This is a genomic window from Acinetobacter sp. UBA2063, from assembly GCF_002333245.1.
In the GTDB taxonomy this organism is placed as follows: domain Bacteria; phylum Pseudomonadota; class Gammaproteobacteria; order Pseudomonadales; family Moraxellaceae; genus Acinetobacter; species Acinetobacter parvus.
The window spans coordinates 12,667-12,942 of the sequence record NZ_DDAH01000086.1; the positions used below are offsets into that span (position 1 = coordinate 12,667).

1 pseudogene is annotated in these 276 nt (G+C 34.1%); it reads left to right on the forward strand.

Annotated elements, in window-relative coordinates:
* Positions 1 to 129: 129 nt before the first annotated feature.
* Positions 130 to 276 (forward strand): annotated as a pseudogene (prfB, locus tag B4H32_RS03720) (peptide chain release factor 2); the annotation flags it as partial.

Here is a 276-nt window from a genome sequence, read left to right on the forward strand (position 1 = left end):
TCCATTAGAAAAACTATTCTGAAAAAATTCTTCTTATCAATAAAACTTGTCAAAATCAGGTGGCTGTGTCGTATAGGGCAGTTATGTTAAAATAGTGAATTGTGTGAAAAATATTGAGAGAAAAGACGCGTGGAAATTAATCCGTATTTAAACCAATTGAAAGATTTATCTGATCGTAGCCAAACACTACGGAGGTATCTTTGACTACGATCTAAAGGCTGAGCGTTTAGAAGAAGTTTTAAGAGAACTAGAAGACCCAACGATTTGGAATGATCA